This window comes from Chlorobium sp. (assembly GCF_049593655.1).
GTDB lineage: Bacteria > Bacteroidota > Chlorobiia > Chlorobiales > Chlorobiaceae > Chlorobium.
In genome coordinates, this window is sequence record NZ_JBAWHG010000036.1 from 15,200 (window position 1) to 39,187 (window position 23,988).

Below are 23,988 nucleotides of genomic sequence, written 5' to 3' on the forward strand. Positions count from 1 at the left end.
CATGAGCGCACAACCGGCTATCAGAACCATATCGTTTGTCGGCCTCGGGCTGATCGGCACATCGCTCCTCCGGGCATTCAGGCTGTCGCAGCCCGCCGGTGAGCACCGGCTTGTCATGAAAGGCTACGATCCTTCGTTCACCGAAAAGGAGCGGCTTGAGGTGCTCGATCTGGGGCTCGACCGGTTCGAAACCGACAAAAAAGCCCTCTATGACGCTGATCTTATCGTCCTGTCAGCGCCCGTACAGGTGAATATCGAGCTGCTTGATGAAATCAGGGAGTACGCCGCATCTCCGGTGCTGGTAACCGATGTGTCGAGCACCAAGACGCTGATAGCCGAAAAAGCACGAAAACTCGGAATTCCGTTTATCGGCATGCACCCCATGGCCGGTCGGGAACAGCGAGGATTCCGCGCGGCCCACGAAGAGCTGCTCAGGGGCAAAACCGTGATTCTCTGCGATAACGGCGCTTTTCTGGACGGTCCGGTTGGACAGGAACTGATGAACCTGCTTGAATCTGCGGGATGCCACACCATGTTGATGGACCCGGTCAGCCACGACCGGATTGTTGCAAATATCAGCCACCTTCCCCAGCTGCTCTCCACACTGCTGATAAACTACTGCGAAAAGAACATTGCGGCTTCGGGGCCAGGTTTTGCGACACTGGCCAGACTCTCGGGAAGCTCGTGGTCGATCTGGCAGGATATTGTGCTCACCAACAGCGACAATATTACCGCTGAACTGGAGGGGTTCGCAGGTGAGCTGCTGGCTCTTGCCTCAGACGTGAAAAACGAGAACGTCGAAGGCATTGCCTCGAGGTTCAGCAATGCCAACCGGTTGTACGAAACCCTGAAGGAGCTCCACAAACCATGAAAGTCGCCATTGTCGTCAACACGGAACGAAGTGAGGCCGTCCTTCTGGCAAAAGATCTGACCGGCTGGCTCGACCGTAAACGGATCGGCTATGTGCTCGAATCGCTTTCGGCTGAAAAACTCGGCACAGGCCCCTCGGCAAAAATTGACGATCTCAACCGGATGTGCGATCTGTTCATCTCACTGGGCGGCGACGGCACCCTGCTCTACACCTCGCACTACTCCGAAACAAAACCGGTGCTCGGCATCAATGTGGGACGGCTCGGGTTTCTGACCGAGTTCAGCAAGGACGAGATGATAACGGCCGTAGAAAAGGTACTGGACGGCAACTACTCCATCCACAACCGCACACAGCTTGAAGCCATAACGACGGACAACGGCCGTGAACAGCGAATGCGCGCACTGAACGATGTGGTGATCGAAAAAGGCGCCTATCCGAGAATTCCGACCTTCGTCATCCGGCTCGACGGGGAACTGCTCGGCTCCTATCGGGCTGACGGCATCATTATAGCGACATCGACCGGATCGACAGCCTACTCCATGTCGGCTGGCGGACCGATTATCGCGCCGAAGTCCTCTGTCTTCGTCATCACCCCCATCTGTCCGCACATGCTGACGGTCCGGCCGATTGTCATCAGCGACGACAAAATCATCGAGGTTTCGGTCGATGCCCAGGCAGGTGAATTCCCGCTGAACTGTGACGGCAGAATCACCAGAATGCTCCGCTCCCAGGAAACGGTAACGGTAAGAAAATCGGATGATCTCATCAACCTGGTTGCCAACGAAAGCCGTGACTACTGCGAGATCCTGCGCACAAAACTGCTCTGGGGCCGCGAACACTCGCTCAACCTCCCGGAATGAACCCCCGCACACCCGGACACATCTCTCTTTCAGGAAATACATGAGTAACAGCATCAGCCCGGCTTCACTTCAACGCATTCTCGGCATCGACAAAGAGACCCCGCTCGGCCTGGACGCCATGTGCGCAAAGCTCCGCTGCGTGCTTTACCCTGCCCGGACCATCCCGAAACGGCTTGAGCGCTTCTGTGAAGCGCTGACCGGAATCATGCGATCGCTCGGCATAAGCGCTGAATCCTGCAGCGAATCGACGCTCCCTGGCGGAAAGTTCAGGCCCGGTACGGTGATTCTCGCTCCCGGCATGTTCGCCGACAGCGAGCTGGCGATCAACAGGGTTTCGACACTTTACAACAACATCATTGTCGGCATCTACGATGAGCCGCCGCCACTCACCGCCGCTGCGACGCCACAGGAAAGGCTTGACGCGATTGTGCGGCGGCTGGCAAGGGATATGGTGCATATTCTGATCTACGTCACCCGGCATTCGTGGACGATCTGCACCATGAACGGCGGGGTGGTGACCTTCAACACCCCGCTGCCGACGAGGGATGCCGTACGAGGAACACTGGTGCCGAAACTGACGGCGCAGGTCGTGCCTCCAAGACCGGAGTACCTCGATTTCCGCCATGCGGCACTCCAGGTCGGGAACCCGGAATTCAGAAGGGCTGCCGTTGACTTTCTCGGATGCAGCAGGGCGTGGGCATCGAGCAGCTACCTGCTGACACATACCTCGACCGACAGCCTTGAATACCGCAATGATTTCTACCGGAAAATCGTGGCCCGCTATCTCGACCACCGCAGCGGCATGAGTTACGGATTTTTCGCCCGCCAGCTGCCGGTAAGGGTGCTGCCCGCCATGCCTCTCGACGAAAGCACGCCGAAGGATGAAGAGAGCATGGTACCGGTCAGGATAGGCAATCGCACCCTGCTGGTCGACGTTCCCGACGTGCGGGTGCTCACGACCCGTTCAGGATGCCGGAAAAACCATCTGGACATCGAAACCGATCTGGTGGAAATCGGACTGGAAAACGGTGCCGCCTACCTGAAAACTCCTGCGGGATTGGCCGAAGGGCCGGTTACGAAACCCTCGTTCGACACCCTCACCATTCTTGCCCATGCGCTGGGCAACGCCTTTATAGCCTCGATCCTGAAAACCGTGAACCCCGGTTCGACGTTTACCGGAATGCTTGAAAGGGGCGGCGCGTCGATGACGCACTGGCACGGCTATCCGGACGGTGGCGCCATGCCGGAGGGTTACTTCGTGCACGGCACCGATAATCCTCCGGTCTCCTGCTCGACACCGCAATCGGCGGCGTACAGTCTTTTCGGAAAAATCGAGGCGCTTGAACAGGCGCTTCTGACCGGTGCGGAATATCTCGGAGATGTGCATGTAGAGCCTAACCACGGCACGAACATCGTAGGCGTCCTCTCCCTCGAGGAGACCGCCCTGCTGCTGAACCGCTCCCCCGGGTCCTGAAATCCTCACATCTGCATCAGGGAGATGCTCTTTCTGAAACGAAGCAGGGCGACTGAAAAAAACACGATCCCTATTACCGCTACAGCGACAAATTCCGGCCAGACTGTCGAAATCCCGGCTCCACGATACAGAATTGTCTGTGAAAACTTTACGAAGTAGGTTGTCGGAGAAAGAAGCATGAATTGCTGTACCAGTTCCGGCATGCTTTCTCTCGGCGTCATGCCGCCGGAAAGCAGCTGCATCGGCAGCACGACAAGGATGATAAGGAGGCCGAATTGCGGCATTGAGCGGGCAACGGTCCCCAGAAAGATCCCGATCGAGGTCGTCGAAAACAGATGCAGCATGGCGCCGAACAGGAAAAGAGGCACCGACCCGGCAATCGGAACACCGAGAAACCCTTCTACCACAAGAAACAGGGAGACCGCGGCGCTGCAGAGCACCACAAGGCCGTTAGCCCATATCTTTGCGGCCATAATCTCGAAAGGCCTAAGCGGCATGACCAGCAGGTGCTCAATCGTGCCGTGCTCCCGTTCGCGAATGAGTGCGGCTCCCGAAAGGATGATCGAGAGCAGGGTCACGTTGGTCATGATCTCCATGATGCCACCGAACCAGATACCGTTGAGGTTGGGATTGAACAGTGACCGTACGACAAAACGTACAGGCAGATCGGACCCGGAAGACGATCTCTGCAAGTGACCGGACACTTCGCCACTGACGATCGAATTGATGTAACCCGCGCCGATAAACGCCTGGGTCACTCTTGTAGCATCGATATCGACGAGTATTTCAGGATACCTGCCGGCAAGCAGATCTCGCTGAAAATCAGGAGGAATATCAATGACGAACGTGTACGTCCCGGAATCGAGAGCACGATTGACCTCGTGGGATCCGATCAGTGCGGGCTGCCTGAAGGACGGGGGATAGAATGCCTGGCGGATGCTCCCCGAAAGCGGCGACTGATCCTCGTCCACGAAAGCGACCGGAGCATTGTGCAGTTCCAGGGAGCTGGATGTCGCGCCGGTGTAGATGCCTGCCGTGAACATGAATACGATAAGCCCCAGGAGCACCTTGTCGTGCCACAGGCTCCGAAGCTCCTTGATTCCAAGCTGCACAATGTTGGCGGTCGTCCTCACGGCTACCTTCCCTGTTTTTTCAGCAGCAGTATACTCAGGCCTGTCAGCACCGGAATGAATGCCGCAAGCGAGCAAAGGTGGGGGAACAAATCGAAAAAGCCCAAAGACTTCGAAAAAACCCCGCGACTGATCAGAAGAAAATAGGTTGCCGGATAGACATTGCCAATTGCCGATCCTGCCGCGTCAAGCGAAGATACCGGCTGGGTAAAGCCGCAGAAACGCACGGCCGGTATCAGCGTTGCGAAAGCCGTGCAAGCCAAAGCCGCAATCTGTGTCGAAGTGAACGAGGAAACGAGTTGACCGAAACCGGTTGTCACAACAATATAGAGAAAAGCGCCGATCGTCAGCGTCAGCAAGCTGCCCCTGACCGGAACGTCGAAAAAAAACACCGACAGAAGGACGAGCGACACATAGCTCGCCATACCGATAACCACATAAGGGAACTGCTTGCCCAGCAGGAATTCGAGTCTGGTCACTGGCGTCACGTAGAGGTTGGTGATGGATCCAAGTTCTTTTTCGCGAACGATGCCGAGCGCCATGAGAATTGACGGGATAAAGAGAAGCAGCAAAGGAATGACCGCTGGCACCATCGCGGGAAGGCTCCTGAAATCCTGGTTATAGCGGTAACGGAAAATCACAGAAACCGGGGCCATACCCTTCAGGGATCTTCCGTGTCTCAGGGCAAGCTCTTCGATATAGTTGCGCGCGATTCCCGAAAAATAGCCCTTCACGGTTTCACCGTAAAACGGCATGGCACCATCGATCCAAACGGCAATTTCAGGGCTTCCTCCCCGGTACAGGTTCTTGCCGAATTCCGGAGGAATCTCCACGGCAAGCTTGAGTTCTCCTGTCCGCATCCTCTCGAAAAGCTCCTCCGAGCCTGACGGAGGATCATGCTCGACGAAATAGCGGGTCCCTGCAATCTGTTCGATAAAATCCCGGCTTTCAGGAGTCCGGTCCATGTCAAGCACCGCAAAAGCGACGTCGCGGACGTCGAACGTGATGCCAAGACCGAGAATCAGCATCAGCAGCACCGAACCGGCAAGAGCGAACACAAGGCGGACGGGGTCCCGGATAATCTCGATACTCTCCCTCCTGACATAGCCGAAACACCGGCGAAAACTGAACGCTGCGACGTCGTGCCGAGTATCGCCGATCCGTTCCGGTGAACGTTCCGTCGAAAATTGGGTGCCGACTCCCCGATCTTCCGGCATAGCCTGCTCAAGAAATGCGATGAATGCATCTTCCAGTCCGGACGCCTCTTTTGCCATGACCAGGTTGGCGGGAGTGTCACAGGCAAGCACCTTCCCGGCGTGCATCAGCGAAATCCGGTCGCACCGCTCCCCTTCATTCATGAAGTGGGTGGACAGGAAAATCGTTACCCCGCGATTGCGTGAAAGATCGGAAAGAATGTCCCAGAACCGGTCCCTGGCCACCGGATCGACACCGGATGTGGGCTCGTCGAGGATGAGTATCGCCGGATCGTGCACGACGGCCACAGCAAGAGAAAGTCGTTGCCGAATGCCCATGGGAAGCTCCCCGGCAAGCTTATGCTGGTATTCCGAAAGATCGAATCGCTCGGTGAGTTCGGCGATACGCCGGGGAATATCCTCCTTTCCGAGGCCAAACAGATGCGCATGAAGAAACAGGTTCTGCCCGACCGTCAGCTCGCTGTACAGCGAGAAGGATTGCGACATATAACCGACCCGGCCTCGCAGCTCGATGCTGCGTCCGTCTGTAGGCATGCCGAAAAGCCATGCCTTGCCGTCAGTCGCCGGCAAAAGCCCGGTAAGCATCTTCATGGTCGTGGTTTTGCCGCAACCGTTCGATCCGAGAAACCCGAAAATCTCTCCCCGGTTTATTCTGAAACTGACGTGATCGACCGCAGTGAAACTGCCGAAGGTCCGGGTAAGATTTTCCGCGATAATGACCGTATCTTCTCCGGAAAAACTGCGACATTCAAGGCGGGGAGCGCGATGCCCTGCGGTTTTTTCCGGGGGAAGCAGCCGGATGAATGCCTCCTCGAGGGTTCCGCTGCCGGTCTTTCCTTTCAACTCTTCCGGAGACCCGGTCGCGAGAACGCGACCATCATCCATAGCCGCCAGCCATGCGAACCGTTCCGCTTCCTGCATGTAAGCCGTCGCGACCATCACGCTCAGACCAGGACGACGAAGCCTGATGCGCGAAATAAGCTCCCAGAACTGCCTGCGGGAAAGCGGGTCCACACCCGTAGTCGGTTCATCGAGAATCAGCAGGTCGGGATCGTGGATCAGGGCGCAACAAAGCGCGAGCTTCTGCTTCATGCCGCCAGACAGCTTTCCCGCCTGCCTGTCCGCAAACGACAGCAGTCCTGTACTCTGCAACACTTCGCCTATCCGGACTTTCCTTGCAACTTCCGGAATACCGAACAGGCGTCCGAAAAAATCAACGTTCTCAAAAACCGAGAGCGTCAGATAGAGGTTTTTTCCGAGCCCCTGCGGCATGTAGGCAATACGGGATGCCGCTCGGCGCCTGAAATCCGCATCACGCATATCGCCGCCCAGAACAGAAACCTGGCCGGACTGAACGGCGATGGCTCCCGAAACGACGCCAAGAAGCGTCGACTTTCCTACACCGTCCGGCCCGATGAACCCAGCCATGCAGCCCGCAGGAATATCCAGGTCAATGCCGTCAAGCGCGGCGATCTGACCGTAAGCGTGTGAAAGCGACTGAAGGCGTACCGTATGACCGGCTTCGATGTTCATCGCGAAATCCGGGGCTGAAGGGCTTCCGGCCATGCAACGGAGGAAGAGAGGCGAACGTAACCGACACCCGTAAGCCCTGTTTTGATGTCTTTCAATCGCGTCCTGAGCAGCTCGGGATCGATTTTCAGCTTGATGCGGAACATGAGCATCTCCCGCTCGGAGCTGGTCTCCACCTCTTTTGGAGTGAACTGCGCCCTTGAAGAAACAAATGACACGCTGGCGGGGATAACCATCCGAGGAAAGGCGTCGAGCACGATGCGGGCTTCCGAACCAATAACCAGCCTGCCTGCCATTTCTGAAGGAAGAAATATCGTCATGTACGCATCGGAAAGATCAAGTACCGTGAGAACCCTTCCTCCGGCAGGCAGCACCTCGCCGGGTTCGGCGAGCCGGTAAAGCACCCTTCCGTCTACAGGGGCTTTGAGTCGGCAGTCTTCGATATTGTTCCTGATTATCCGGGATTTTGCGATAACCGCTTCGATTGCGGAACCAGCTTCTGCCACCTGGGCCTGCGTAGCCGAAACGGCCGAATTCAACCCCTCCCTTTTGGTCAGGGCATGATCAAGTTCCTGACGCGAGATCACATCCTGATCGAACAATTTCCGGTAGCGGGCATAATCCTTATCCGCGAGAGAACTTTCGCCGGCCTGCTGTGCCGCCATGGCAGATGCGCGAAGCTTTTCATTGCGCGCAAGACGAATCTGCGCCTCGCATTCGTCGAGCGAGGCAACGAGATCGTCCTCGTTCATCCGAGCCAGAGTCCGGCCGGCGACAACCATATCCCCCTCATTGACAAAAACAGAATCCAGCCGGCCCGCCTGCTTGGCGGCAATATCGTACTCTGTGGCCTCTATCCGGCCGTTCCCGGAAACAACCCCTTCCGGAAGAGCGGGCTGCCTCAATGCATACCATAAGAAAAGCGACAAACCGAGCAGGACGACAGAAAGCATGACGGTTTTAAACGCTTTTCTGGTACTGAACTTTGCAAACACGGCAATCCCCGGTAAGAATCGACGATTCAACAGTCCGGCAGGTCACTACCTGACATCGCTCTCATGTTTTGCGCGCGCAGAGCCCTGCCACGTTATAAAACAATGGTACTATTTAGCCCCGAATCTGCAAACAGAACGTACTAAAAGTAAAACACTTCGTCCATTTTTTCCATCAAAAGCACGTTTGCCCGCCCCTGCTCAGGACGATTCAGCGAACAACCACTTCCCCTGCTGCTGCAGCACCATCTCGACTATCTCCCGGATACACCCTTTTCCGCCTTCGTAGGCCGAGATGTAACCCACACGGTTTCTCAGATAGTCGGCTCCGTCTATCGGAGTAACGGGAAATCCCGCTTTCTCGAGCACCGGCACATCGGCGATATCGTCGCCGATATAGGCGCACTCCTCGTCCTGAAGCGAGCACTCCTTCCGGAAAATCTCATAAGCCCCAAGCAGACTGGAGGCATTCAGATAGAGCGCGGTAATGCCGAGTGACTCGAGCACAGGACGGAAACACCCTGCATCGCGATCGGAGACGACCGCAACCAGAATACCCTGGCGAATCGCCTCCTTAAGGGCCGATGCGTCGCGATTGGAGATTGAGATAATCTCGCCTCCCTTGCTGTCGAAGGTCATACGCGGCCCGTTGAGCACGCCGTCTACCGGAAACACGATGGCCCTTACGCCCTGAAGGACCTGCTGGATTCTGGAGGATGGATCGGCCAGAGAGGGCTCCATCCCGAAGTACTGAAAACCTGACAAGAGGGTTCCTGTTTAACGTGAATGAATCGACTGCATGCAGCCCGAAAGCTGACGCAGCTCTTTGATAACAGCGGAAAAATCGCAAAGGGCTATCTGGGTTGCCGCATCGGAGAGTGCCGAAGGCGGATCGGGATGCACCTCGAAAAAAAGCCCGTTGACACCCGCAGCAACTGCCGCCCGCGCAAGTGGAAGCAGATACTGGCGTTCTCCCCCCGAAACCCCGTTGCCTGCACCGGGAAGCTGCAGACTGTGGGTCGCGTCGTAAATCACCGGATAGCCGGTATCGGCCATCTGCGGAATTCCCCGAAAATCGACCACAAGGTTGTGATAGCCGAAACTGGTGCCCCGTTCCGTCAGCATGATGCTCCGGTTTCCGGTGCCGGCAACCTTTGCGGCGGCATGGGCCATATCCTCGGGAGCCATGAACTGTCCCTTCTTGATGTTGACGGCCCGGCCGCTCTTGCCTGCAGCCACCAGCAGTTCCGTCTGACGCGAAAGAAACGCAGGAATCTGCAGCACATCAACATAGGGTGCGGCAAGTTCGACCTCCGCACTCTCATGCACATCGGTCAGCACCGGCATGCCGAACTGCTCCCGGACTGCGGCAAGCGTCTCGAGCGCTTCGCGGTCGCCGATACCGGTAAACGATGAAACGGAAGAGCGGTTCGCCTTGCGGTATGAACCCTTGAAGATAAAGGTCACCCCCTCCCGGCTGCCTATACGCTGCAACTCTTCGGCTACAGCAAAGGCCATGGCGCGACTTTCAATGATACAGGGGCCGGCAATAAAGAAAAGAGAGCCGTCCGAAGGAATTTCAATAGAACCGATGGAGAACTTTTGCACGCTGTTACCGGTTATTTTATTATGAGTTACCATATAAGAAATGAGCGAATTGTCCTTTTTTTTACTCAGACCTTAAATTTACAACATTATTCGTTATTACAGGTACCTATCTTAAGGGAACAGCCGCTTGTCTGTTGCGGTCGGAGAAAATCCGGCTTCCGGCGCAACAGGCAAGCGGCGGCACCCGTAATCAAAAACGACTGAATCCATGAGCACAGTTGATACCAGGCAGCGTCTGAAGGAGATCGAGAAGCAGCTTGCGAGCCTTGTTGAGGAACAGACCTCGATCAAGGCCCAGTGGGACACCGAGAAGGAGCTGATCAAGGCGTCCAGAGACCTTAAGTCGGAACTTGAGCAGCTCCGGCTCCAGGCCGAGGAGTATGAACGGCAGGGAGACTACGGCAAGGTGGCGGAAATCCGCTACGGCAGCATTGCGCGCATCGAACGCCAGATCGCAGAGAACCGGGAGAAAATAGAGGAAAAGCAGGCTTCCGGGGACCTGATCATGAAAGAGGAGATCGATGCCGAGGACATAGCCGACATCGTCTCCCGCTGGACCGGCATACCGGTCAGCAAGATGCTGCAGTCCGAACGGCAGAAGCTGCTCGGCATAGAGGATGAACTGCACAAGCGCGTCATCGGACAGGACGAGGCGGTCAGCGCGGTCAGCGAGGCGGTCAAGAGGTCCCGGGCGGGCATGGGCGACGAAAAAAAACCGATAGGATCGTTCATTTTTCTCGGACCGACGGGTGTCGGCAAAACCGAGCTGGCCCGGACGCTGGCCGATTATCTGTTCGACGACGAGGATGCGCTGATCCGCATCGACATGAGCGAATATATGGAGTCGCACAATGTCAGTCGTCTGGTGGGAGCGCCTCCCGGATACGTGGGCTATGAAGAGGGTGGGCAGCTGACCGAGGCCGTCCGGCGAAAACCCTTTTCGGTTGTGTTGCTCGACGAAATCGAGAAAGCCCACCCCGATGTGTTCAACATCCTGCTGCAGATTCTTGACGACGGTCGGCTTACCGACAGCAAGGGGCACACGGTGAACTTCAAGAACACCATCATCATCATGACCAGCAACATCGGCGCCCAGATGATCCAGTCGGAGATGGAGAAAATGGACGGCATGAACCGAGACGCCGTGCTTTCGGGACTGCAGGAAAAACTCTTCCAGATGCTCAAGCAGCAGGTGCGCCCGGAGTTTCTCAACAGGATCGACGAGATCATTCTCTTTACACCACTTTCCAGAGAGGATCTGCGCCAGATCGTCGAAGTGCAGTTCGACCGAATCAGGGCAACAGCCATGCGCCAGCATATTACCCTGGAGATCACCCCGGAAGCCCTCGACTGGCTCGCCCGCGAGGGCTTCGACCCGGCTTTCGGCGCCCGGCCCCTGAAACGGGTCATGCAGCGAAGGATAACCAACAGGCTCTCGGAGCTCATTCTGTCGGGCGCGGTTCAGGAGAACGATCTCGTAAGGGTGGCTATCTCCGGTGGAGAAATTGCCGTCACAAAAGCGGCGGGGGAGGCATGATAAAAAAAACGCTCGTCGCAGCGCTGCTCCTTTTGCTGCAGCTCGCTCCGCTGCCTGCAGGTGCTGCCCAGCAACCCGACAGCTTGGCGGTCAAGATCGGGCAGATGCTCATGATCGGTTTCCGGGGGCTCTCGATCACCGATGCCCCCGGAATCGCCGTCGATATCCGGAAACGCCATATCGGCGGGGTGGTGCTCTTCGACTACGATGTGCCGACGAAATCCCCGGTACGGAACATCAGCAGCCCGGAGCAGCTCTCGAAACTCACGCTTGAACTGACGGGTCTTTCGGAAATCCCCCTGCTCATCGCCATCGATCAGGAAGGCGGAAAGGTGAACCGGCTGAAAAGCTCGAAAGGGTTTCCCCCGAGCGTTTCGGCTGCACATCTCGGAGCCCTCGACAATCGCGACAGCACCACCCGTGCGGCACTCGGAACCGCTGCGACTCTGAAAAAAATGCATATTCCGATGAATCTCGCACCGGTCGTCGACCTGAACGTCAACCCGGACAACCCGGTTATCGGAAAACTCGGTCGGAGTTTTTCGGCCAATCCGAAAATCGTCACCCGGCACGCCACGCTGACGGCCAACGCATTGCGTCAGGAGGGTGTGATACCCACCCTGAAGCACTTTCCCGGACATGGCAGTTCATCGACCGATACGCACAAGGACTTTACCGATGTTACCGAAAGCTGGAAACAAGAGGAGCTCGACCCCTACCGGACCATGATCGCCGCGGGGTACAACGATGCCGTGATGACCGCGCATGTCTTCAACGCAAAGCTCGACAGTCTCTACCCTGCGACTCTTTCAAAAAAGGTGCTGGACGGCATTTTGCGCAATAAACTCGGCTTCAGGGGGGTAATCGTCAGCGACGACATGCAGATGAAAGCCATTTCCGACCATTACGGACTTGAAGAGGCCATCCGGCTCGCTCTCGACGCGGGAGTGGATATCCTGCTCTTCGGCAACAACACCGCCTATGACCCTGATATCACTGAAAAAGCCACGAAAATAATCCATAAGCTGGTAAAAAACGGCACCCTCGACAAATCCCGCATCGACCGTTCCTACCGGAGAATCATGGCGCTCAAGGAACGTTACCTCTACCATTGCAAATAATGAAAACACTCTATCTGGTCCGACATGCGAAATCGAGCTGGGACAACTCCCTTCAGAGCGATTTCGAGCGCCCTCTCAATGACCGCGGGATCGCATCGGCCCCGCTCATGGCCGCCCGAATGAAAGAAAAGATGGTGAGGCCATCGATGGTAGTGTCAAGCCCGGCAAACCGGGCAATCACGACAGCGGGAATCGTTGCCGGAATTCTCGGCTATCCGGAGAGCGAAATCGTGCAGAAGATGGAGATCTATACCGGGGGCCGCGATGCTCTCCTGCAGATAGTGCGATCCCTCCCCGACCGCTGCGATTCCGCGATGCTTTTCGGACACAATCCCGTCATGACTGACTTTTCGAATTTCCTTACGGGAGAACGGCTCGACAACATGGTTACCTGCGGAGTAATCCGCATCGATCTCAGCTGCGGATCGTGGGCTGAAGCCGGGGAGCGCTCGGGAATGAAGATATGGTACGACTATCCGAAAAAGCACGAGTGAAGAAGGTTCCGCTCAGTACACTTCCCCTTTCGGTTCGCGGGTCATGAGTTCAAGGGTTGCCTGCTGAACCGGCTTCCCTTCGAAAAGCATTTCATAGACCGCCTGGGTTATGGGCATTTCCACACCTTTCGCCCTGCTGAGCTCATAAACGGCTTTCGAGGTGAGTACGCCTTCGGCAACCATGTTCATGTGGCTCACCACATCCTCAAGCGAACGGCCTCGCCCTATCTCTTCACCGACATACCGATTCCTGCTGTGCCTGCTCAGGCAGGTAACCACAAGATCGCCTATCCCCGAAAGCCCGGATACCGTCATCGGGTCACCGCCAAGGCTCACGGCAAGGCGCGACATCTCGGCAAGGCCCCGGGTTATGATGGCGGCTTTTGCGTTGTCGCCAAAACCGATACCGTCGGAAATACCTGCCGCAATGGCAATGATATTTTTCACGGAACCGGCAATCTCTACGCCGATGATATCGGTATTGGTATAGACCCGGAACATGCTGGTGTGAAAAATCTCCTGAACCCTCTTCGCGGTTTCAACCGAGGGCGAGGAGGCAACAACCGTGGTCGGCTGCTCTTTTGAAACCTCTTCGGCATGACTCGGTCCGTAGAGGGCGGCAACCTGGGACGGCAGGAGCCCCGCAATGGCTTCAAGCAGCACTTCCGACATGCGCTTGCCGGTTTTCAGTTCGATGCCCTTGGCAACATTGACGATGATTTTTCCCTCGACCGGAAGATCGCGGAACTGTTCGGCGGTTTCACGCAAAGCCTGGGAGGGAACCGCCGTCACCACGATATCTGACGGAGCGATCGCCTCGTGCAGAGAGGTGAAAACCTGCAGGGTATCGGGAAAATGAACGCCGTTGAGATAACGGATGTTTTGGCGTTCAGCGGCAAGCTGGGCGGCAAACTCGGGACGATGAGCCCAGAGATTTACCCGATAGCCTTTTGAGGCAAGAAGAACGGCAAGTGTGGTACCCCAGCTTCCTGCACCCAGAACGGCAATGTGCAGCGGAGCGGACGGGCGGCTCACGAATGCTTTCCGAAGGTTACCCGGTTCTCCGTGCCGGAAAGCAGCCGTCTGATATTGGCCCGATGGGTATAGAGAATGCCGAGTGCGACGATGAGGCCGAAAATCAGGAGATGATAGTCGAGACTGTCATGGAAAGAGAGCTGTTCGCCGAACAGCCTGATGTAGTAATCCAGACCCGTGCCGAGTTCGAAAATGTACTTCCGGATGGCGATAATGAGGGGAAAGGCAACGGCGGCGAGCATCGAGGCAACCGAAACGTAGCGCGAAAGATAGATGGTAAGCAGAAAAACGCCGATAACCATGAGCATGCTGACCGGTGCGATGCCGATAAGCATCCCGGCAGCGGTACTGACCCCCTTGCCGCCCTTGAACCCGGCAAAGACCGTAAACACATGACCGATAACCGCGCTCATGCCGGCAACCAGACGCAGGGCGACCTCGTTCATATCGGGAAAAACATCGATCGGGTGGTGACGGAAAAACGCGACCACCGACACGGCGGCAACAACGCCTTTGAAAATATCGATCAGCGTAACCGCAAGACCGGTTTTCCATCCGAGCACCCGGAACGCATTGGTACCGCCGGCATTACCGCTGCCGAACTGGCGGATATCGATACCCTTGATCATTTTTCCCGCCATGATGCTGGTGGGAATCGACCCGATGATGTAGCTTACTGCTATAATGGCAACTAACGTCAGCATAGATGTTGATGATTGCGTTTATTGCGGAAAACCGTGGAAAAATCAGGCGCTGGTAACGGAACCTATAATGTATGCAATTTCTCCGATGGATTTCAAATACTCCATCATATCAGGGGCTGCTTCCCGGCGAATCACCATCACGAGGCCGATACCCAGATTGAAGGTTCGACGCATGTCCTCTTCGGGAACATCGCCTGCTTTACGGATGATGTCGAAAATTGCAGGTTCAGGCCATGAATTCCAGTCGACAGACAGGGCCAGGCCTTTAGGGATGATGCGCATGGTATTGCCGGTGAGCCCGCCGCCGGTAATATGCGACAGTCCCCTGACGTCAGGAGAGCCCGAGAGCGGCCCGATAACCGAAAGGTAGCTGCGGTGCACCTTGAGCAGCTCTTCGCCCACCGATCCTGCAAGCCCGTCGAAACGCTCCTGCATCCTGCCCTCGAGCACTTTCCGCGCAAGCGAGTAGCCGTTCGTGTGCAGGCCGGTGGAGGAGAGGCCGATCAGTACGTCGCCCGCCTCGATCGAAGCGCCGTTCACTATTTTTTCGTGATCGACGACGCCGACAATCGAACCGGCCAGATCGAAATCAGCTTCGTCATAGACTCCCGGCATTTCAGCGGTTTCGCCGCCGATAAGCGCACAGCCGTTCTCCCGGCAGGCGGTCACCATTCCGCTGACAACCCCGGCCGCAATGGCCGGAGTCAGTTTTCCGCAGGCATAGTAGTCGAGAAAAAAAAGCGGTTTGGCTCCGCAGACCGCAATATCGTTCACACAGTGGTTGACAAGACACGATCCGACAGTATCGTAGATGCCGAGCTCGATAGCTATCTTGAGCTTGGTGCCGACACCGTCGATGCTGCTGACAAGCACCGGTTTACGGTATCCGGAAAAATCCGGAAGGAAAAAACCTCCGAACGCGCCGATATCGGTTATGACGTTCTGCGTGAAGGTCCGCCGAACCTGGGGTTTGATGAGGCGCACGAACTCTTCACCCGCACTGATATCGACTCCGGCTTTTTTATAATCCATGATAACGTAATCTGTTTTATACATTAAACGGCGATGGAGACTTAAGGGTTTCCTGCCGGCTTTTCAAAGATGCCGGCAGTCTCCTCTCCCGAAAAGAACTCGTGATGCAGCGCATTGACCGCCGTTTCGACGTCCTTCTCTTCAACAACAAATCCGACATTGATTTCTGAGGCCCCCTGCGAAATCATCCGGAGATTGACATCCCGGAGCGAACTGAAAATCCTTCCGGCCACCCCTTTCGACAGCCTGAGGTTATCGCCCACGACACTGACGGTAGCCACGCGGTGTTCGATATCTACCTGTCCGAGAGCACCGAGTTCCTGGAGCAGCTCATCGCTGAAGCTCTTGTCGTCCACGGTCACCGAAATCGAAACCTCGCTTGAGGAGATCATTTCAATGGAGACACCGTGACGCGAAAAGGCGCCGAAAAGCTCGCCCATGAAGCCGTAGCGCCCCAGCATTCGATTTGAGCGGACATTGATGATGCACTGCCCTTTCTTGACCGCAATGGATTTGACAAGGCCTCCGTAGCTCATGCCCGAAAGCCGTTCCGGGTCGTTGGTAATGAGCGTGCCTTTCGCATCGGGATGCCAGGTATTGAGCACCCAGACCGGAATATTCTTCTCGACGGCGGGAGCGATGGTATCGGGATGCAGCACTTTCGCGCCGAGATAGGCGAGTTCCGCCGCTTCGCTGAAGGTCATGATCCTGATGCTGCGCGCTTCGGGAACAAGCCGTGGATCACAGGTCATGACACCGTCAACATCGGTCCAAATCTGTATGGCATTATCGTCGAGCCAGGCGCCGAAAAGCGCTGCGGATAAATCGGATCCTCCCCGGCCGAGCGTCGTTGTCCGGCCCTGGAGCGTTGCGCCGATATAGCCCTGGGTAATGACAATGGTTCCCGCCTCAAGCAGCGGCCTGATGACGGAGTCTGTCCGCTCCCGGCAGATTTCGCCGATCGGACGGGCAAAGCCGTGATTGTCATCGGTAATCATCACCTTGCGGACATCGACCCATTCTGCATCATGGCCCTGCTCCCTGATGACCGCAGCAAAAACCGTGGTCGAGAGCAGTTCACCGAAGGAACAGATCGAGTCTCTGGAACGTTCGGTAAGCTCCCCGACGATATCGATGCCTCTGGCCAGCATTTCGAGCCGAGCCACATACTCTTCGACTCTGGCGAAAAGCTGCTCTTTCAGCTCCGGAGATTTTACCAGTTCATCTATGAGACCGGTGTGGTGAAGGCGAACCTCCCCGGCAAGCGCCAGGGCATCATCGAGCGAGCCGAGTCCTGCGGAATCGGCAAGACGGACAAGCTTGTTGGTGATGCCGCTGCAGGCGCTGAGCACCACCAGCGGCGTCCCGTTCTTTTTTTCACGGACAACAAGATCGATTGCCTGCTGCATTGCCCGGGCGGTACCTACCGAGGTTCCGCCGAATTTCATAACCGCCATAAAAGCAACCGGTAAGGTTTCAGATTGTCTAATTGCAAGAGTTTCGCTTATCTTGTATACAGGTCAGCCGGAGGGCAGAATCTTCTGCCTCCCCGAGAAAACTGCAAACGCTTTTCCCCATGAGAACAGGTAGCGGTTGGCTCTCTTTTTTTGCCGGCAAATCAGTCGTATCCGGACGGGCGGTGTCGGCGCTGCTCATTTCCGCCATGCTTTCCGGCCTCCCGGGTTGCAGCAGCATCTCAACCGGTTCACGCTACGATCCGGACTGCAAATATAGTTTAAAAAAGAGAAAAACACATATCTCGCGTATCGTACCGGGGAGCCCTCTTCCGGTTACGGTGGAGCTCCCGGTGAAAGTTTCCGGCGAGTCGATCGAGCAGCTTTTCACCGCCGTAAAGGATCGGATGGGAACCGCTTACCGCTGGGGAGGCACTGCAACTGACGGCTTCGACTGCTCGGGATTCGTCCAATATCTTTATGAGGAGTCCTTTCAGCTCAAGATGCCGAGAACATCTTCCGATATGGCCTCCCTCGGCAGGGTTGTTCCCCGGAAAAAACTCATGCAGGGCGACCTTGTTTTTTTCAGCAACGGAGGAAAATCCATCGATCATGTCGGCATTTACATGGGCGACAACCGTTTCGCCCATGTATCGACAAGCAGCGGCGTACGGATCGACAGGCTCGACTCCCGGTATTATGACAGGCGATACGCCTGCGCTGCCCGCGTCGTCAGCAGAAACTGAAAGCCTCCCGTCGGATCGGGAGCAGAGCGGCATTCCAAGGGGAATTTCCCTATATTGACCCCATGAAGACTCTTGCAGCAAACCCGTTTCACTCTCTATCTCCTATGCAGCCGTCAGGAACAAAAAACCATATCGAACTGTCGATAACGATACCGCCTTCGCTTTTCGAACCCTATATCGCCATCCTGTCGCAGGAGGGCATCGAGTACTTTCTCGAAGAGGACGACAGGCTGCTCGCCTACCTTCCGGAATCCGAATGGAACGAAGCCAAAGAGCAGGCTGTACACGCCCTGCTTGAAGAGACCTTCGGCAGCGTCCCCCCCTGCAAGGCCAGCTTCATGGCGGACCGGAACTGGAACGCAGAGTGGGAGGCGCACCTGCAGCCGATCGAAATTTCCGACCGCTTCCTGATCGTGCAGAAAAACAAGGAGATCACTCCGAAACCGGGGCAGATCGTCATAGAGATAAATCCGAAAATGTCGTTCGGTACCGGTTACCATGCAACCACGCGCCTCATGCTGCGGCAAATGGAGGAGCTTGACCTGCAGGATCGCAAAATCATGGACATCGGAACAGGAACCGGGGTACTGGCCATCGCTGCCCGCAAGCTCGGCAACCGTCTGCCGATTCTGGCCTTCGACAACAACGCCTGGGCAGCTGAAAATGCAGTGGAGAATGCCGAAGAGAACCATGCGCCGGATATCCGGATCGAGCTGATCGATGCAGAGGAGGAACTGGTGGCGAACCTGCGGGAGGGGTACGACCTGATTCTGGCGAACATCAACAAGAATGTGATCGACCGGATTCTGCCGGTTATCCGGAACTACGCTCCGCAGGCTGAGGTTCTGCTGTCGGGAATACTCGTGTACGATGAGCCATGGCTGAAAAAACTGCTGAAACGTCTCGGCTACACCAGAGTAAAAACCATCTACGAGGATGAGTGGCTCTCAAGCCTGGTGCATGCGGAAACCCCTGAAAAACACTGAGACACGGATACCATGAAACGGGTTTCATGCATCGATATCGGCACCAATACCGCCCTTCTCCTGATCGCCGACCTTGAGCCGGAAAGCGGAGCAATCATCCCTGTGCTGCACCGGCAGACCATCGTGCGTCTGGGCCAGCAGGTTGACGAACGGAAGCTGATCGGCAGCGACGCACTATCCCGCCTGCTTGCCTGCATGCATGAGTACCGGACACTTTCCGAAGAGCATGGATCTGAAACCATCATTGCGGGAGGAACCAGCGCATTGCGCGATGCGGCAAACCGCGAGGAGGTTATCGCTGCTGTGAGGATGCAAACAGGCATCGCCATCACCTGCATTTCCGGCACCGAAGAGGCTGAACTCACCTTTTTCGGGGCGGTAGCCGGCCTGAACGATCTGCCGGAAACCCTCGCGGTAATCGACATCGGAGGCGGCAGCACGGAAATTTCCATGGGCTCGCCCGAAGGAGTCGAAAAGAGCATCAGCATGGATATCGGTTCGGTAAGGCTTACCGAGCGGTTCTTCAGTTCGCTCCCCCCTTCCGCAGAGGAGTTTGAGGCCGCACGAGAGGAGATCGACCGGGTGCTGGGAGCATCGATCCTCCCTTTTTTCGCATCGAGAGAATCGGTTTACGGCGTTGCGGGAACCCTGACCACCATTGCGCAGGTCAGCCAGGGACTGAAGCATTTCGATGCCCGGAAGGTGCAGAACTACCCCCTCGACTACGGCGAGGTTCACCGCCTGCTCGAACAGCTCCGAAACAGCGCTCTGGAAGAGATCCTTGCACTGGGAATACCTGATGGCCGGGCCGATGTCATTACCATGGGAACCCTGATCCTGCACCAGTTCATGCGGCTTCTCGGCGTCGCGGAACTGCGGGTCAGCATCCAGGGGCTGCGTTTCGGTCTTGCACAACAGGAACTGCTCAGACTGCAGCAGCTTTGACGGCATACACGCATATCGGTTCGCCATCCCGGTCCCTTGTAAAAAAGAGATAGCAACGGTCGCTCTCCCTGAGCCTGAACTTGCTGCGTATCTCTTCCGGCTGGAGCGGAAAATCCCGCCGCTGAACTGCCGCGGCGGTAATTCCATGCCGCCTGAGAAAATCCCGAAAGCTTTTCGGCTTGTATCGCTCGACAGCCACAACGCGGAATGCGCGTCCGGGAAAATCGGCTATAAACCCCTCAGCGGCAAGAAAATCAACGCTTCCGTTGACGAAAGCCAACCCGAGATCAAGAGCGAGTTTTTTCGTAAGACCGGCCTTGATGATTGCCGCATCAGGTTCGTAGAAACAGGCCTGAACAGGCACGGCAGGCCCTCTCTGCTCCCCTCCGGTCCCCTTGATTTCGCGCAGGATCGACCCATCCTGCTCAAGCAGCACGGCAACCCGTTCTACAGCATGATCTTTCGGTCTGTTTCGATCGAGCTGCAGCAGCACCTCCCTGCACTCTCCGCCAACTGAAACCACACGGATTTCCGACAGTGCCGGCAGCTCCTCACGCAGCCTGCTCAGCTCGACCGCCGGAGATGCCTTGATCATCACTCTCGACGCCTTGCGGAGCAGGAAGTCATGAACGGCGGGGACATCGGGACTTGCCGCCGAAAGTCCAACGGAACGGCGGCCGCCCTCCCTGCGGGCGGGATCGACGAAAATACAGTCGAAAAAACCGTCAGGAAACGAATCAAGGATGGCAAGACTGTCGCCGCAGCTGGTATCAACGCCGGAAATCCCGATCTGACGAAAGTTATGGGCAGCAAGTTCCGCAAGCAGGGGATCCCGCTCGCAATAGACGACCTCCCTGAAAACCCGGGCAAAAAACATGGTATCGATACCGAGCCCGCCCGTCAGATCGATGAGGCGCTCACCATGCACAAGCGAAGCCTTGTAGGCCGCACTTGCCTCGCCTGAAGCCTGTTCGAGGGAAAGGGTCGTGTAGAGTAAAGGAAAACGGGAAAGTACCGGCAGTTTTTTCACCGCCTTGCGGCGACAGGCCAGCTGTTCAGCGATTGCCCTTGCGGGAATGTCGGAGCAACCCTGAAAGCGCAGGGCAAAAGCCGCCGGATCGTCTGAACCGTGCTTTTCGAGCAGGTCGAGATTTTCCGGCAGAAGCAGCCGGTGCAGTTCGGAGAGGATCACTTCCCTGTCGTCCCTGCTTCCCTCGTGCAGTGTTCTTCAATAAGCTTGCGGCGGAGCACCTTGCCGACCGTCGATTTGGGAAGCGATTCGGTGAACTCCACATGCCGGGGAATCTTGTAGGCGGCAAGATCCCGACGGCAGAAATCGCAGAGATCGCCTGCCGTAAGCGTTTCCCCTGAACGCAGTACGATCCAGGCTTTTACGGCCTCGACCTTGTAGGGGTCGGGAACCCCGGCAACGCTCACCTCCTGCACGGCAGGGTGACGGGCTATGACCTCTTCGACATCGCGCGGCCATACCTGGAATCCTCCGGGCTTGATGACGTCTTTTTTCCTGTCGACGATAAAGAGATAACCGTCCTCATCGAGATAGCCGAGATCGCCGGTATAGAGCCAGCCGTTCCTGAGCACCAGCGATGTTTCGACAGGATTCTGCCAGTACTCCCGCATGAGCTGCGGAGCCCACATGATCACCTCTCCGACCTCCAGGGGCGCAAGTTCATCCTGTCCATTCTCCTGATCGACGATGCGCACATCGACGTCGGGAAGGGGAATGCCCACCGATCCTGGCTTGTAGGTTCCGAGAATCGGGGTAAAGGTTGAGGCAAGGGTTGTTTCGGTGAGGCTGTAAGCGTCGATGATTCTGCCGCCCGTCAGCTCCTCGAAACTCCGTTTGGTCTCCTGCATGAGCGGAGCCGCCCCCGATACGCTGAGTTTGAGAGATCTCATGATCCTGCTGTCTTTTCTCACTCCGGGATGATTGAGCAGGGCGCTGAAAAGCGTAGGAACACCGGGAAGCACCGCCGGCTTCAGGGTTCTGATGATGTGCAGAAGATCGTCGATGTCCCGCGGGTTGGGCACCATGACAAGCGGATACCCCCCCGTCAGGGCTGCCGTCAGAATGCCTGCCTGCCCGTAAACGTGAAACATCGGCATGTTGAGAATAATGACATCTTTTCCTTTTTCCAGGATAACGCTGAACCATGAGGCGATCTGCATACCGGTAATAACCAGACTCCGGTGGGTGCTGACCGCACATTTCGGATTTCCGGTCGTCCCGCCGGAAAAAAGAAAGAGAGCCGGAGCGTCATGGCCGACAGGCATCGGCCTGACTTCGGCGGAGGCGTGGCGGCGTATAAGGTCCTGCAGCTGGAGATCGCCCTGCTGCGGCAGAATACGGTGACCGTCTTTTTTTTCCTTCAGCAGGGTGAACAGCACCTTTTTCAGGGGAGGCAGGTACTCCTTGATATTGGTGACGATCACCCTCCGGAGACGGGTCTCGGGCTGAACCTCCTTGATTTTGCCATAGAACGAGGAGAGCACGATAACGGTTTCAGCCCCGCACTCGTTGAACGCGTAGACCAGTTCCTTTTCGGTGTAGAGCGGGTTCAGAGGCACGACGATCGCGCCTGATTTCCATGCGGCAAGCTCGCTGACGAGCATCTGCGGAGAGTTCGGCATGAGCAGCGCCACCCGATTGCCGGGAGAAACGCCGAGCTCCGTGAGTGCTGCGGCCAGCGCATTGCTCTCGGCCTCGAGTTCCCGGAAGGAGAGGGTGTTTCCCTTGAAGAACAGTGCGGGATGATCGGGACGTTCGGATGCCGTTCTGCGTACAACATCGACAAGCGTATGCTCCGGATACGGCTCGAGCGTATGGGGTACCCCCTTGTCGTAATGATGAACCCATGGCCTGGAATTGGTCATTTCGTTTACTTCTGGCGTTACTGAATCGAGCGTATTGTGACAGTTTACATCTCCGGCGGAAATAAATCAACGGCTTCCGCAGAACATTCCCTCACAACATCGCACACGGCGGAGGTCAATATGTCGAGTTCGGCCGGGCTGATAATGAACGGCGGCATAAGATAGACCAGCCGGCCGAACGGCCTTACCCAGACCCCCCTTTCGACAAACATCCTCTGGATTGAACCCATATCTACCGGACGCTGCAGTTCGACAACCCCGATTGCGCCGAGCACACGGACATCGGCAACCCCGGCATTCGCCCTGCATGATTCGAGGCCGCTTTCAAGCTGCCGTTCTATGCGGCAAACCGCTTCCTGCCAGCCTGAGTCGAGAAGCAGCCGGATACTTGCACCGGCAACCGCACAGGCAAGCGGATTGGCCATGAAGGTCGGCCCGTGCATGAACACCCCCGGATCGCCTGAACAGACCGTTTCGGCGACCTGCGCTGTCGCAAGGGTAGCGGCAAGGGTCATGTAACCGCCCGTCAGGGCTTTGCCGACACACAGAATATCGGGCACAACCCCGGCATGTTCAAGAGCGAAAAGTTTTCCTGTACGCCCGAAGCCTGTCGCGATTTCATCGAAAATCAGAAGAACCCCGTAACGATCGCACAGTTCGCGAAGCCGCTGCAGATAGTGCGGAGAGTAGAACCGCATGCCGCCCGCACCCTGAACCACCGGTTCGATGATCACTGCGGCGAGATCGTCGGCGTGGCTCTCGATATTGCGGCGCATGTCTTCGATATACGCCTCGCTCCATGTATCGTGAAAACCGCAGCGCGGAGCTTCGGCGAAATACTGCTCGGGAAGAAACCCCCTGAAAAGACGGTGCATGCCGGTATCCGGATCGCATACCGACATGGCTCCGAAGGTGTCGCCGTGATAGCCCGATCGTACGGTCAGCATCCGTTTCTTCCGGTGATTCCCCCTTGCCTCCCAGTACTGCAGCGCCATTTTCAGGGCGACCTCCACGGAAACCGAGCCCGAATCGGAGAAAAAAACCCGGTCGAGTGGCCGGGGAACGAGCGCGACAAGCTGTCGCGCCAGAGTGACCGCCGGTTCATGGGTCAACCCGCCAAACATGACATGACTCATGCTCTCGAGCTGTTCGCGCACGGCCCGGTTAAGTTCCGGATGGTTATAGCCGTGAACCGCCGCCCACCAGGAGGACATGCCGTCGATGAGCTTTCTTCCGTCTTCCAGCTCGATATACACGCCCCGGGCTCCTTTGACGGCATAGACCGGAAGCGGATTGGTAATCGAAGTGTAGGGATGCCAGATGTGGCTGCGGTCGAAACCGGAATCGATACCGTTCATAC

The 23,988-nt window shown here is 56.6% G+C and carries 21 protein-coding genes; 9 read left to right on the forward strand and 12 right to left on the reverse strand.

Annotated features, from left to right (window positions below; all coding sequences use genetic code 11):
• Window position 1 precedes the first annotated feature (1 nt).
• From WBP50_RS05670 to WBP50_RS05680, 3 genes are read left to right on the forward strand one after another with little or no spacing between them, the layout of a single operon-like run.
• The gene (locus WBP50_RS05670) at window positions 2-871 is read left to right on the forward strand and encodes a prephenate dehydrogenase (protein ID WP_423932324.1); all 870 of its coding nucleotides are present in this window, start codon (window positions 2-4) and stop codon (window positions 869-871) included.
• A complete protein-coding gene (locus WBP50_RS05675) occupies window positions 868-1,731 on the forward strand; it encodes an NAD(+)/NADH kinase (protein ID WP_423932326.1) in 864 nt (287 codons plus the stop codon). The genes WBP50_RS05670 and WBP50_RS05675 overlap by 4 nt, the downstream gene beginning before the upstream one ends.
• 40 nt (window positions 1,732-1,771) lie before the next feature.
• The gene (locus WBP50_RS05680; RefSeq protein ID WP_423932328.1) at window positions 1,772-3,205 is read left to right on the forward strand and encodes a hypothetical protein; all 1,434 of its coding nucleotides are present in this window, start codon (window positions 1,772-1,774) and stop codon (window positions 3,203-3,205) included.
• Window positions 3,206-3,210: 5 nt separating this feature from the next.
• Here WBP50_RS05680 and WBP50_RS05685 read toward each other — a convergent pair whose 3' ends face one another.
• The 5 genes from WBP50_RS05685 to kdsA form a co-directional block, all read right to left on the reverse strand.
• Window positions 3,211-4,338 carry an ABC transporter permease gene (locus tag WBP50_RS05685; protein WP_423932330.1) on the reverse strand — a complete coding sequence of 376 codons (1,128 nt, stop codon included), beginning with the start codon at window positions 4,336-4,338 and terminating at the stop codon, window positions 3,211-3,213.
• Window positions 4,339-4,340: 2 nt separating this feature from the next.
• Window positions 4,341-7,082, reverse strand: coding sequence for a ribosome-associated ATPase/putative transporter RbbA (gene rbbA, locus WBP50_RS05690; RefSeq protein ID WP_423932332.1), 2,742 nt, complete (start codon window positions 7,080-7,082; stop codon window positions 4,341-4,343).
• Entirely contained in the window at window positions 7,079-8,032 is a 954-nt protein-coding gene (locus WBP50_RS05695) for an HlyD family secretion protein (RefSeq protein ID WP_423932333.1), read from the reverse strand. The genes rbbA and WBP50_RS05695 overlap by 4 nt, the downstream gene beginning before the upstream one ends.
• A 240-nt stretch (window positions 8,033-8,272) precedes the next feature.
• Entirely contained in the window at window positions 8,273-8,812 is a 540-nt protein-coding gene (locus WBP50_RS05700) for a KdsC family phosphatase (protein WP_423932491.1), read from the reverse strand.
• A gap of 36 nt (window positions 8,813-8,848) precedes the next feature.
• The gene (kdsA, locus tag WBP50_RS05705) at window positions 8,849-9,679 is read right to left on the reverse strand and encodes a 3-deoxy-8-phosphooctulonate synthase (protein ID WP_423932335.1); all 831 of its coding nucleotides are present in this window, start codon (window positions 9,677-9,679) and stop codon (window positions 8,849-8,851) included.
• Window positions 9,680-9,887: 208 nt separating this feature from the next.
• On the opposite strand from kdsA, the gene WBP50_RS05710 reads away from it, so the two are divergent.
• From WBP50_RS05710 to WBP50_RS05720, 3 genes are read left to right on the forward strand one after another with little or no spacing between them, the layout of a single operon-like run.
• Entirely contained in the window at window positions 9,888-11,216 is a 1,329-nt protein-coding gene (locus WBP50_RS05710) for an AAA family ATPase (RefSeq protein ID WP_423932337.1), read from the forward strand.
• Window positions 11,213-12,337: a glycoside hydrolase family 3 protein gene (locus WBP50_RS05715; protein WP_423932338.1), complete on the forward strand. Its 1,125-nt coding sequence runs from the start codon at window positions 11,213-11,215 to the stop codon at window positions 12,335-12,337. The genes WBP50_RS05710 and WBP50_RS05715 overlap by 4 nt, the downstream gene beginning before the upstream one ends.
• Complete coding sequence (locus WBP50_RS05720) at window positions 12,337-12,831, forward strand: SixA phosphatase family protein (protein WP_423932340.1); 495 nt, start codon at window positions 12,337-12,339, stop codon at window positions 12,829-12,831. Before WBP50_RS05715 ends, WBP50_RS05720 begins: the two co-directional genes overlap by 1 nt.
• 12 nt (window positions 12,832-12,843) lie before the next feature.
• On the opposite strand, the gene WBP50_RS05725 is transcribed toward WBP50_RS05720, so the two are convergent.
• The 4 genes from WBP50_RS05725 to lysC are packed head-to-tail and all read right to left on the reverse strand — an operon-like array spanning window position 12,844 to window position 17,059.
• A complete protein-coding gene (locus WBP50_RS05725) occupies window positions 12,844-13,845 on the reverse strand; it encodes an NAD(P)H-dependent glycerol-3-phosphate dehydrogenase (RefSeq protein WP_423932492.1) in 1,002 nt (333 codons plus the stop codon).
• A 17-nt stretch (window positions 13,846-13,862) separates the two neighbouring features.
• Window positions 13,863-14,570, reverse strand: a complete 708-nt coding sequence (gene plsY, locus WBP50_RS05730; protein ID WP_423932342.1) for a glycerol-3-phosphate 1-O-acyltransferase PlsY — start codon at window positions 14,568-14,570, stop codon at window positions 13,863-13,865.
• 42 nt (window positions 14,571-14,612) lie between these two features.
• Window positions 14,613-15,602, reverse strand: a complete 990-nt coding sequence (purM, locus tag WBP50_RS05735; RefSeq protein WP_423932344.1) for a phosphoribosylformylglycinamidine cyclo-ligase — start codon at window positions 15,600-15,602, stop codon at window positions 14,613-14,615.
• Between the two features lie 41 nt (window positions 15,603-15,643).
• On the reverse strand, window positions 15,644-17,059 hold the full coding sequence (gene lysC / locus WBP50_RS05740; protein WP_423932345.1) for a lysine-sensitive aspartokinase 3: 1,416 nt from the start codon (window positions 17,057-17,059) through the stop codon (window positions 15,644-15,646).
• Between the two features lie 119 nt (window positions 17,060-17,178).
• Between lysC and WBP50_RS05745 the strand changes: the two genes are divergently transcribed.
• The 3 genes from WBP50_RS05745 to WBP50_RS05755 all read left to right on the forward strand — a co-directional run bounded on the left by WBP50_RS05745 (window position 17,179) and on the right by WBP50_RS05755 (window position 19,733).
• A complete protein-coding gene (locus WBP50_RS05745) occupies window positions 17,179-17,802 on the forward strand; it encodes a C40 family peptidase (RefSeq protein ID WP_423932347.1) in 624 nt (207 codons plus the stop codon).
• Between the two features lie 104 nt (window positions 17,803-17,906).
• Window positions 17,907-18,788: a 50S ribosomal protein L11 methyltransferase gene (prmA, locus tag WBP50_RS05750; protein WP_423932349.1), complete on the forward strand. Its 882-nt coding sequence runs from the start codon at window positions 17,907-17,909 to the stop codon at window positions 18,786-18,788.
• 12 nt (window positions 18,789-18,800) lie between these two features.
• Window positions 18,801-19,733 (forward strand): Ppx/GppA phosphatase family protein, encoded by a 933-nt coding sequence (locus WBP50_RS05755; protein WP_423932351.1) that lies wholly within the window; start codon window positions 18,801-18,803, stop codon window positions 19,731-19,733.
• Here WBP50_RS05755 and WBP50_RS05760 read toward each other — a convergent pair.
• Genes WBP50_RS05760 through bioA form a run of 3 tightly spaced genes read right to left on the reverse strand, consistent with a single transcriptional unit; the run spans window position 19,714 to window position 23,986 of the window.
• Window positions 19,714-20,925 (reverse strand): THUMP-like domain-containing protein, encoded by a 1,212-nt coding sequence (locus WBP50_RS05760; RefSeq protein ID WP_423932353.1) that lies wholly within the window; start codon window positions 20,923-20,925, stop codon window positions 19,714-19,716. The genes WBP50_RS05755 and WBP50_RS05760 overlap by 20 nt on opposite strands.
• Window positions 20,922-22,628: a long-chain-fatty-acid--CoA ligase gene (locus WBP50_RS05765; RefSeq protein ID WP_423932354.1), complete on the reverse strand. Its 1,707-nt coding sequence runs from the start codon at window positions 22,626-22,628 to the stop codon at window positions 20,922-20,924. The genes WBP50_RS05760 and WBP50_RS05765 overlap by 4 nt, the downstream gene beginning before the upstream one ends.
• A 44-nt stretch (window positions 22,629-22,672) precedes the next feature.
• The gene (gene bioA, locus WBP50_RS05770; RefSeq protein WP_423932356.1) at window positions 22,673-23,986 is read right to left on the reverse strand and encodes an adenosylmethionine--8-amino-7-oxononanoate transaminase; all 1,314 of its coding nucleotides are present in this window, start codon (window positions 23,984-23,986) and stop codon (window positions 22,673-22,675) included.
• Window positions 23,987-23,988 lie beyond the last annotated feature (2 nt).

What these genes read in the sequence shown, in the direction of transcription:
- WBP50_RS05670 (WP_423932324.1), top strand. Translation starts at nt 2, where the DNA reads ATGAGCGCACAACCGGCTATCAGAACCATATCGTTTGTCGGCCTCGGG.
- WBP50_RS05675 (WP_423932326.1), top strand. Translation starts at nt 868, where the DNA reads ATGAAAGTCGCCATTGTCGTCAACACGGAACGAAGTGAGGCCGTCCTT.
- WBP50_RS05680 (WP_423932328.1), top strand. Translation starts at nt 1,772, where the DNA reads ATGAGTAACAGCATCAGCCCGGCTTCACTTCAACGCATTCTCGGCATC.
- rbbA (WP_423932332.1), bottom strand. Translation starts at nt 7,082, where the DNA reads ATGAACATCGAAGCCGGTCATACGGTACGCCTTCAGTCGCTTTCACAC.
- WBP50_RS05695 (WP_423932333.1), bottom strand. Translation starts at nt 8,032, where the DNA reads ATGCTTTCTGTCGTCCTGCTCGGTTTGTCGCTTTTCTTATGGTATGCA.
- WBP50_RS05700 (WP_423932491.1), bottom strand. Translation starts at nt 8,812, where the DNA reads ATGGAGCCCTCTCTGGCCGATCCATCCTCCAGAATCCAGCAGGTCCTT.
- WBP50_RS05710 (WP_423932337.1), top strand. Translation starts at nt 9,888, where the DNA reads ATGAGCACAGTTGATACCAGGCAGCGTCTGAAGGAGATCGAGAAGCAG.
- WBP50_RS05715 (WP_423932338.1), top strand. Translation starts at nt 11,213, where the DNA reads ATGATAAAAAAAACGCTCGTCGCAGCGCTGCTCCTTTTGCTGCAGCTC.
- WBP50_RS05720 (WP_423932340.1), top strand. Translation starts at nt 12,337, where the DNA reads ATGAAAACACTCTATCTGGTCCGACATGCGAAATCGAGCTGGGACAAC.
- plsY (WP_423932342.1), bottom strand. Translation starts at nt 14,570, where the DNA reads ATGCTGACGTTAGTTGCCATTATAGCAGTAAGCTACATCATCGGGTCG.
- purM (WP_423932344.1), bottom strand. Translation starts at nt 15,602, where the DNA reads ATGGATTATAAAAAAGCCGGAGTCGATATCAGTGCGGGTGAAGAGTTC.
- lysC (WP_423932345.1), bottom strand. Translation starts at nt 17,059, where the DNA reads ATGGCGGTTATGAAATTCGGCGGAACCTCGGTAGGTACCGCCCGGGCA.
- WBP50_RS05745 (WP_423932347.1), top strand. Translation starts at nt 17,179, where the DNA reads ATGAGAACAGGTAGCGGTTGGCTCTCTTTTTTTGCCGGCAAATCAGTC.
- prmA (WP_423932349.1), top strand. Translation starts at nt 17,907, where the DNA reads ATGCAGCCGTCAGGAACAAAAAACCATATCGAACTGTCGATAACGATA.
- WBP50_RS05755 (WP_423932351.1), top strand. Translation starts at nt 18,801, where the DNA reads ATGAAACGGGTTTCATGCATCGATATCGGCACCAATACCGCCCTTCTC.
- WBP50_RS05765 (WP_423932354.1), bottom strand. Translation starts at nt 22,628, where the DNA reads ATGACCAATTCCAGGCCATGGGTTCATCATTACGACAAGGGGGTACCC.
- bioA (WP_423932356.1), bottom strand. Translation starts at nt 23,986, where the DNA reads ATGAACGGTATCGATTCCGGTTTCGACCGCAGCCACATCTGGCATCCC.